Source organism: Mycobacterium sp., assembly GCF_035697385.1.
Taxonomy (GTDB): domain Bacteria; phylum Actinomycetota; class Actinomycetes; order Mycobacteriales; family Mycobacteriaceae; genus Mycobacterium.
Map to the genome: position 1 here is coordinate 1 of NZ_DASSCY010000016.1, position 8,403 is coordinate 8,403.

Below are 8,403 nucleotides of genomic sequence, written 5' to 3' on the forward strand. Positions count from 1 at the left end.
GGGTCACCGGCCAGGCTCAGCCGATGCTCGAGTTCAGCGCGTGCGGCCAGCCCGGCGTCGCGGCGTGCGAGCGCTCGCTTGCGGCGGCGCACGACGATCAGCAGTCCGACGATCGCGACGACGGCGAGCGCCTCGTACCACCCGTTCGAGAGCCACCAGTACGCCGAGAGCAGCGCGACGGCGGTCAGCACGGGGTGCCGCCGCCAGAAGGGCCGTCGAACCTGCTGGTAGAGCATGCCAACAAGATAATGGTTGTTTTTCTACGCCGGGGTCAATCGTCGGGCACGATCGGTTGGTGATCGCAGTTGCTCGGTCGATAGGCGTCGACCGCCCTGATCATGAGCGAGACGACGGACGATTCGGCGCCGAGCAATTCATCTGCTGGTAGCTCGACCGAGGGTGACAGCGCCGCATAGCCCGCTACGATTCGGCGAATATTCCCGCCGTGAATGGCCTCACGGTCCGACCGCAAAGGACTAACCAAAATGCCGTGGCAAGTTTGGGTCGCGATCATCTTGCTCATCGTCACCGTGGTGAGCGTGCTCAGCACGCTGGGGGCCAAGAGCCCGGCCGCCAGGACACGCTCGCTGCGCATCGCCGTCATCGCCGGTGTGATCACGCTGTTCGTGCTCATCCTCGGTTCGACGACGATCGTGTCGGCCCGCAACATCGGCGTCGTCACGACTTTCGGACGGCCGGGTGGCACGCTCTCCAACGGCCTGCATTGGAAAGCGCCGTGGCAGTCGGTGACCGAGATGAACGGCACGATCCAGATCGACAACCACACCGGTGAGAACGCCACGACCGTGAGGCTGGGCAACAATTCCACGGCCTTCGTCGACAACAGCGTGCGCTGGCGCATCCAGCCGGCGGCCGCCGACGAGCTGTATCTGGATTACCGGGAGTTCGAGAATGTCCGCGACAACCTCGTGACCCGCGAGTTGCGGGCCGCGCTGAACGAGGTGTTCGCCGACTTCGACCCGCTGGCGCCGGAGAACTCCGACGGCGCCAATGTCCAGGCCCTCGGCGACGACGTCGCCGAAAAGCTGCGCGCGAAGGTCGGCGGTCAGATCGAGATCATCAATGTGATTGTGCCGCTTGTGAATTACGACGATGCCACCCAGGAACGCATCAACGCCCTGAACGTGGAGAAGGCAAACACACGAATCGCCGAGCAGCGGGCCAAGACCGCCGAGGCCGAGGCCCGGGCCAACGAGATCCTTGCGGCGTCGGTGTCCAACGATCCGAACGTGTTGGTGAGCAAGTGCCTGGACGCCGCTCGCGAGGCCGGGATCAGCCCGCTGGGGTGCTGGCCGAACACGACCGCGGTGCCGACGGTGCCGGCGCGATGACCAAAGGCGGCCTCTGGCTGAACGCCGCCCTACGCGTGCGGTAGCGGCAGCCGGAGTGGCCTGTGTACCGAAGATGAGACGACGAACATGGCGCTGACGTTGGTTTCGGCGGCATCGCAGCGATCTTCTTCGTGTTCTGCGCGACGATTGTCCGGAAGCTCATGCGGTCCGACTGGGAGTGATGGGTGTGGAGACTCGCCTGGGGCGGTCAGCGCGCGACGAGTGCGGTGTACTGCGGGCAATAGACGCTGACGGCGCCCCTGAGTAGACCCACGGACTGCCCTTTGTCGAACCCTTTCGACCTGAGGGTGCTGATCACGCCTCGAATCGTGGGCGCCGGTTCGATCGCCCCCGCGTCCATTGCCGTGCAGATCTGCCGTCCCACCTGAATTGCGTCGTCGGGTGAGGTCACCGGGATGTTGAGCTGCTTGACGATGCTTACGAACGCGTCGTCCTCGGGTGTGGCGTGCGCCGACCCGTATCCGAAAGTGATTGCGACGCTGAGAGCGGCCGCCGCGATCAACGCCCCTCTCGGGAACTGCCGGGTCAGCATTGGTGCTCCTGTGATGTTGGTGCTGGGGCTGTCGATGACAATAGGGCACCCAACTGGTCGCTGCGTGATACCTCGGTCCCGGCGGCTTCAGAAACGAGCTCGAACCTGGCACTGCGCACTAAAGTCCGTAGCTCTACCGATGGTGCCCGCCGGGTACCTCGGTTGGTTTGTGCCCAATGCTGACGGCTACTTTAAAGAGGTGCAGGCGCCAGAGGTTCTTGGCGGCCGCTATGAACTGCGGGGGGTTCTGGGCCGCGGAGGGATGGCCGAGGTTCGCGACGGCTGGGACACCCGGCTGGATCGGCCCGTCGCGATCAAGTTGCTGTATCCGGTGTTCAGCATGCAACCGGACAACCGCCTGCGCTTCGAGATCGAGGCACGCGCGGCCGCCGGGCTCAACCACCCGAACATCGTCGCCGTGCACGACAGCGGAGATCACGACGGAACGCCCTACATCGTCATGGAGCGGTTGTCTGTGCGCACGCTGGCCGACGTCATCGATCTCGGGCCCTTGCCGCAGCCGCAGGTGCGGTCGATTCTCGACGACCTCCTGTCGGCCCTGGCCGCTGCTCACGCGGCCGGGATCCTGCACCGCGACATCAAGCCGGGCAACATCTTGTTCACCGATGCGGGCCACACCAAGCTCGCCGACTTCGGGATCGCGAAGAGCGCCGCAACCCCACACACGATGACGGGGCAGATCGTCGGCACGATGGCCTACCTCAGCGCCGACCGGGTTGCAGGCAGACCCGCGACCGTCGCCGACGACCTCTATGCGCTTGGTGCCGTCGGCTATGAGGCCCTGACGGGCCGCAGGCCGTTCCCGCAGGAGAACCTGCCCGAACTGGCCCGCGCCATCGCCGATGAACAGCCGGTGCCGCTGGCAATGCTGCGTCCCGATGTGGACCCGGCGCTGGCCGCCGTTGTCGAGCGGGCGATGGCGCGTGACCCGCAGTGGCGTTTCGGCAGCGCGGCATCGATGCGGGCGGCGCTGGCCGGCCATGCCGATCCCGTCCCGGCGGTCCGTCCGCCGACCCGGGTGCTGGCGTCGCCGCTGCCGGACCCCTCGACGATGCTGGTGCCGCCGCAGGAACGCCAGAGCCGGTCGCGCTGGTTGCTTGTGACGGCGGCGGTGATCGCAGTGTTGGTGGCCGCGATAGCGTTCATCGTCGATTCGTCGTCGCGAGCGCCCGTACCCCAGCCCGTCACGACGAGCACCTCAGTGACCCCGCCGCCGACGACCTCGATATTGCCACCGCCGCCGCCGCCGACGACGCCGGATTTCGTCGAGGAACCGCCACCACCGAAGAAGCGCGGCGAGAACGGAAATGGCAACGGCAACGGCAAGAAACCCAAGGGCGATTGAACTGCCGGTTGTCGGGTGCTCGCAGGTGTCACTGGCCCTTCACGTTGAGGACCTGACGCAGCACGTGCTCCACCGTGACCAGATCCGCGGCGTCGGCCATGACCTGGTCGATGTCTTTGTACGCGTCGGGGATCTCGTCGATCCACGCCTCACCGTGCCGGTACTCGATACCGCGCATCCGTTCGGCGAGATCGTCGGCCGTGAAGCGCCTGCGCGCCTCGGTGCGGGAGAACCGCCGGCCCGCACCGTGCGGTGCCGAGCAGAGTCCTGCGGGATTCCCCTTGCCGCGCACGATGTATGAGCGGGTGCCCATCGAACCGGGGATCACCGCGCGGACGCCCTCGTGCGCGTCGACCGCGCCCTTGCGCGTCACCCACACGTCGCGGCCGCCGTGCCGTTCCTTGACCGTGTAGTTGTGGTGCGTCTGGATCCGCTCCACCTCCAGCTCGGCGGCGGTGCCCGGGTCGACACCCATCCATTCGGCCAGTGCGCAGCGGAAGCGATCCATCATTTCGGCGCGGTTCTCCAAGGCGAAGCGCTGCGCCCAGGTCAATTCCCTCAGGTACGTCGCGAACTCCTTGGTGCCCTCGGGCAGGAACGCCAGATCCGCGTTGGGCAGTCGGTCGGCCCACCACCACTGCTTCATCAGGTGCTGAGCGATCTTGATGTGCTTGGTCGCGATCTTGTTGCCGACGCCACGCGAGCCCGAGTGCAGGAACATCCAGACCCGCTGCTGCTCGTCGATGCACAACTCGATGAAGTGGTTACCGCCGCCGAGGGAGCCGAGCTGCACCCGCCACTTGGGTGAATGGCTGAGGTCGACTGCGTTCTGTTCCGCGAGCTGTTCGAGCAGCTCGATGCGTGCCTTCGTGAACGGATACCGGTTCGTGTCCGCGTTGTAGTTGCCGGGCGACAACGGGATCGCCGTCTCGAGCGCCAGACGGAGGGCGGCCAGATCGCGGCCCGCGAGGTCCGACTCGGTGTAGACGGTGCGTGCCGCGATCATGCCGCACCCGATGTCGACGCCGACGGCCGCTGGGATGACGGCGTCGAGTGTCGGGATGACGGTGCCGACCGCAGAGCCCTTACCGCTGTGCGCATCGGGCATCAGCGCCACGTGCGGATGCACAAAGGGCATCGACGCGGTGTCCTTCGCCTGCTCGATCGTGTTGTCGTCGAGATGCGAGGCGAAGTTCAGCAGCTTGTGGCCGTCGACCTTCTCCACGATTGGTCCCCCATACGATGTGCCGCCCGGTTCTCCGGACGCTCTTCAATTGACGCACATCGCGGCGGCCCTCAGCCACGCATTTTCGCGGCGATACGGGCGGTTGTGCCCCCACCAGGGCTCGAACCTGGGACCTGCGGATTAAAAGTCCGTAGCTCTACCAACTGAGCTATAGGGGCGCGATGCAACAGAATACTGCGTCCCCGAGGCTGGTGCGTTTGAGGATTGGGGTCCCGGTAACCTAAGCTATCGAGGCTCCCAACGTCGTGGCGTTGCGAGTACCCCGGAGAGATTCGGCTGGCCCCCTTCGTCTAGCGGCCTAGGACGCCGCCCTTTCAAGGCGGTAGCGCGGGTTCGAATCCCGTAGGGGGTACACGCGTCGCCTCGTACGATGGAGTCGCACAGTAAGGCCCTGTGGCGCAGTTGGTTAGCGCGCCGCCCTGTCACGGCGGAGGTCGCGGGTTCAAGTCCCGTCAGGGTCGCCATCGTTTGGCGAGGCATTTCGGTTTTGACCAAACCGGTGCCTTCCGGCCAGGTAGCTCAGTTGGTACGAGCGTCCGCCTGAAAAGCGGAAGGTCGCCGGTTCGATCCCGGCCCTGGCCACCACGGTTCGACTCACATCGCCACGCTGCGATCTGGCAAAGCCTCACATCCCATACCTGCCGTCATGCGGTTCAGGCACCGTCTTCTGCATCGGTTGCTATTAGCAAACAACTAGGAACGCACTCCACTGGACGCGGTAGTGCCTCGGGTCAGGCGCTACTGGACTCACGGACGCGCCGAAAGGGCATTGAATCCGCCGGGGCGATTGCAGATATTCTCAGCGAAACCGAAGAGGTGCTGGCGTCGTATTGGCAGATTTGCTTGTTGTCTCCAATGTCCGCCCTCTTCAGCCAACCTGCGCCATCCCGTCGGCAGTCTAGATAGTTTGCGGTGTCCATAGATCACCCGACCAGCAGCTAGTTCACATTTGCGTCGACGCGCCGCAGCGGTCGTGACCCAGGAAAGGTCGTTTGTCGTATGACCGACCTGCACATTAACTACGCGAACGTCAATTGTTTTGCTAATTGAAGAAATGCCATTTTCCGCGGCACCAGATAATTCGTGTTACTTTCAGTCGGTGCATAGGCCGCTGTCACCCAATCGCGCGATGGCGACGCCATGCCGCGCAGGCCCCTGAACCCGCCCCTCCGCAAATCCGCCGCGCCACCGAGAGCTCTCCGGGGACCGCCCGAGCACCGCAACTTGGGTCCGATCAGTCCGGAAAACGAGCCCTCGCAGGAAACTTCTGCCCCTTCACCAGCCCAGTCCAGTTGTAGGAGGAACCGATGGCCAAGGTCCCGAATCGTCTTTCGGCGGCCGCCGCGGTGTCCGTCACCGCGGCGCTCTTCCTGACTTTTCCGCCCCAGGCCATGGCGGACGAGGGTGCGGCCGACGGAGCCGGGGCCGCAGAGGGCGGGACTCAAGACGCCGGGACCGCGACCGGCGGCACTGACACAACGGTCACCACCCCGGCGCCCGGTTCCGCAGCTGCCGCAGATCCGATCGGCGAAGCCCTGGGGTCGCTGGTGAAGTCGATCTTCGGCAACGGCCGAACCAGCACTCCCGCGCCGGCTGGATCGGGCGGGCTCGATCCGACTGCGGCTCCCGTCGAAGCCGCTACCCCGGCAGAACCGGTTGCGTCGGCGGCCCCCGCTGAACCCGCACCGGCTCCGGCCGAGGCTGCCGCCGCTTCCGAAGCCGCTGTGCTGGCCGCGGCCGATCCCGCGGCCCCCGCAGATCCGTGGACCGACTTGATCAATTGGTGGCGTGGATGCACCTGCGAGCACGAAGTCGAACCACCGCCACCGCCACCCCCGCCTCCCGACGAGGAGGAAGAAGGATGGGGACTGCCGATCGGGTTCCCTGGAGTTCCCAGCATCAAGACGAACAAAAAGGGTTGCGGCCCTTATGTTCCCGGCTTGGCCGTTCCTCCCGCGCCGCCGGGCGTCGTCTCGCCGCCCGTCGTGCCTCCGGTCGCACCCCCGCTTGGCGGTGCCCCGCTGGTCGGTGGCGGTGGCGCACCGGTATTCCTCGCAGGAGGGGGCGGGCCAGCGGTGTTTGCGCCCGCTACCTACGACGAAGGTTTGACGTTCCTCACCGGCGTCGAGGACGACAATCAACTACAGGCCCTTCCGATCGTGGTGTCGTCGATCATCGTGTCGGTCGGCGGTGGCTATCTCTTGTGGAGGCGGAATGCGGAGCGTCCGGCGGGTAGGCATCGGCGTCATGGCACTACTGATCGCGCTCTGGATGGTCGGCTGCGCGGCTGAAAGTGCCAGCGCGCCAAGCACTTCTACGCAGCCGACGGTAGAGGCGCCGGTTTCGGTAGCCGGTCAGATCACGCCTGCGGTGCCCAGCGCCCTGCCGACCGGCCTGTCCATCCCGTCACTCGGCCTGACGACTTCGGTGCACGAGATGAAGGCCTCTGAGTGCCCCGTGCTCAACCCGCCGACGGTCGACGAGGCCTACTGGGTCGGTTGTCGCGCCAAACCCGGAACCGACTCGGACGGAACGGTTTTCATCATCGGGCATGCGGTCGTGGGAGGACAAGGGGTCTTCAAGAACCTGCAGCACCTCGCGCTCGACAGTGACGTCATCGTCACCACGCCGACCGGCACCTTGACGTACCGGGTCGAACGCACCGTGGTCTACGCCAAGTTCGGCGAGATCCAGGACTCACCAGAAGTCATGGAGAAAGTCCCAGGACGCTTGGTGCTCGTCACCTGCTTGCTCGGTCCGGGGGGAGAGGCGACGGACGAGAACTTCGTCGCGCAGGCCAAGCTCGTTTCGTCAGCCAACAGCTGACGATCACTCAGAGCAGCCCGAGCTGCGTCAGGTCCGCCACGTACTTGTTGATGAGCGCGGGGGAAATGTGTGGGATCGCCCCGTCGTCTCCGAGTTTCGATGCCCGCACCGCGGCGTCGAACACCTCGGTGGGCGCGGCGGCGCCGTGCAACGGCCGTTCCGGCGACCGGTAGGCATGCAGCAGGGGCAAGACCGATTGCTGTCGTTGCTTTTCCGGGAGGCCGGTCAACGCGGTTTCGAAGCGGGCGAGCCAATCGTCGTAGTCATCGATCCGGTCGATCTTGTTGCCTGCGAGGTTCAACCAGTCCACGAACACGTCCAGCGAGATGCCGTCGTCATACGGGTTCATCACGTCGAACGAGCGAAACCCGTCGGTGATCTGCGTGCCGATCGTGGTGATCGCCTCGGCAATGAAGTCGACGGGCAGCCCGTCGTAGTGCGCCCTTGGCCGGTGGCATGCGCAGTCGGTCTGGTAGAAGGACCGCGGTGCGATACCCGTTGCGAGAAGGCTGAACAGCAGCCGCGTGAACATATCGGGCACATTCAGCTGCCCGCCGTAGCGGCTGTGGGCAAGGATCATGTCGGAACGGAACACTGCCACCGGTAAGCCGCACAGATCGTGCGCCTCACGCAGCAGCACCTCGCCGGCCCACTTGCTGTTCGCATAGCCGTTGGCGTATGACTCGTCGATCTGCCGGACCGGGCTGATCGTGCGGATGTCGCCGTCCTCTTCGAACTCGTCGGGTGCAACCGTCATCGCCACCGCAACGGTCGACAGGTAGGTGATCGGCTTGATCCGCGTCGTGATCGCCAGCCGGATCAACTCCGCGGTGCCAACAACATTGGGGCCGAACAGCTGGTTGTAGGGCAGCACATGGTTGACGAGCGCGGCGGGGTGCACAACCAGGTCCACGCTGGCCGCCAGCCGGGTCCACGTCTGAGAATCCAAGCCGAGGTTCGGCTCTCCGATATCGCCGGCGAGCACCTCCAGGTGGTCGACGGCCAACTCACGGAAACGGCTCAGCAGCACGGGATCCCCGCTGTCGAAGGCTTGCTCGAG

8 protein-coding genes and 4 tRNA genes are annotated in these 8,403 nt (G+C 65.4%); 7 read left to right on the top strand and 5 right to left on the bottom strand.

Going from position 1 to position 8,403, the window contains the following annotated elements; all coding sequences use genetic code 11:
• Positions 1-236 (bottom strand): hypothetical protein (locus tag VFH65_RS01510; protein WP_353319362.1); only part of this gene is annotated, 236 nt, incomplete at its 3' end.
• 249 nt (positions 237-485) lie between these two features.
• Between VFH65_RS01510 and VFH65_RS01515 the strand changes: the two genes are divergently transcribed.
• On the top strand, positions 486-1,352 hold the full coding sequence (locus VFH65_RS01515) for an SPFH domain-containing protein (protein WP_353319363.1): 867 nt from the start codon (positions 486-488) through the stop codon (positions 1,350-1,352).
• A gap of 208 nt (positions 1,353-1,560) precedes the next feature.
• Here VFH65_RS01515 and VFH65_RS01520 read toward each other — a convergent pair whose 3' ends face one another.
• Positions 1,561-1,905 (bottom strand): DUF732 domain-containing protein, encoded by a 345-nt coding sequence (locus VFH65_RS01520; RefSeq protein ID WP_353319364.1) that lies wholly within the window; start codon positions 1,903-1,905, stop codon positions 1,561-1,563.
• Positions 1,906-2,104: 199 nt separating this feature from the next.
• On the opposite strand from VFH65_RS01520, the gene VFH65_RS01525 reads away from it, so the two are divergent.
• Positions 2,105-3,271 (top strand): serine/threonine-protein kinase, encoded by a 1,167-nt coding sequence (locus VFH65_RS01525; protein ID WP_353319366.1) that lies wholly within the window; start codon positions 2,105-2,107, stop codon positions 3,269-3,271.
• A 28-nt stretch (positions 3,272-3,299) separates the two neighbouring features.
• Here the strand turns inward: VFH65_RS01525 and VFH65_RS01530 are convergent, their stop codons facing one another.
• Complete coding sequence (locus VFH65_RS01530) at positions 3,300-4,496, bottom strand: RtcB family protein (protein WP_353319367.1); 1,197 nt, start codon at positions 4,494-4,496, stop codon at positions 3,300-3,302.
• A 106-nt stretch (positions 4,497-4,602) separates the two neighbouring features.
• Positions 4,603-4,675 (bottom strand) — tRNA-Lys (locus VFH65_RS01535).
• Positions 4,676-4,796: 121 nt separating this feature from the next.
• Between VFH65_RS01535 and VFH65_RS01540 the strand changes: the two genes are divergently transcribed.
• The 5 genes from VFH65_RS01540 (at position 4,797) to VFH65_RS01560 (ending at position 7,343) form a co-directional block, all read left to right on the top strand.
• Positions 4,797-4,869: transfer RNA gene (locus VFH65_RS01540), tRNA-Glu, on the top strand.
• 35 nt (positions 4,870-4,904) lie between these two features.
• Positions 4,905-4,981, top strand: a tRNA-Asp gene (locus tag VFH65_RS01545).
• A 44-nt stretch (positions 4,982-5,025) separates the two neighbouring features.
• A tRNA-Phe gene (locus VFH65_RS01550) sits at positions 5,026-5,102 on the top strand.
• Between the two features lie 722 nt (positions 5,103-5,824).
• Positions 5,825-6,808, top strand: coding sequence for a hypothetical protein (locus VFH65_RS01555; protein ID WP_353319368.1), 984 nt, complete (start codon positions 5,825-5,827; stop codon positions 6,806-6,808).
• A complete protein-coding gene (locus VFH65_RS01560; RefSeq protein ID WP_353319369.1) occupies positions 6,765-7,343 on the top strand; it encodes a class F sortase in 579 nt (192 codons plus the stop codon). Before VFH65_RS01555 ends, VFH65_RS01560 begins: the two co-directional genes overlap by 44 nt.
• A gap of 7 nt (positions 7,344-7,350) precedes the next feature.
• On the opposite strand, the gene VFH65_RS01565 is transcribed toward VFH65_RS01560, so the two are convergent.
• The coding region (locus tag VFH65_RS01565; protein ID WP_353319370.1) for a thioester reductase domain-containing protein at positions 7,351-8,403 on the bottom strand (1,053 nt) is incomplete at its 5' end.

Bases quoted from the DNA above. Each gene is read 5' to 3' on its own strand.
- VFH65_RS01515 (WP_353319363.1), top strand. From the start codon at position 486: ATGCCGTGGCAAGTTTGGGTCGCGATCATCTTGCTCATCGTCACCGTG.
- VFH65_RS01520 (WP_353319364.1), bottom strand. From the start codon at position 1,905: ATGCTGACCCGGCAGTTCCCGAGAGGGGCGTTGATCGCGGCGGCCGCT.
- VFH65_RS01555 (WP_353319368.1), top strand. From the start codon at position 5,825: ATGGCCAAGGTCCCGAATCGTCTTTCGGCGGCCGCCGCGGTGTCCGTC.
- VFH65_RS01560 (WP_353319369.1), top strand. From the start codon at position 6,765: ATGGCACTACTGATCGCGCTCTGGATGGTCGGCTGCGCGGCTGAAAGT.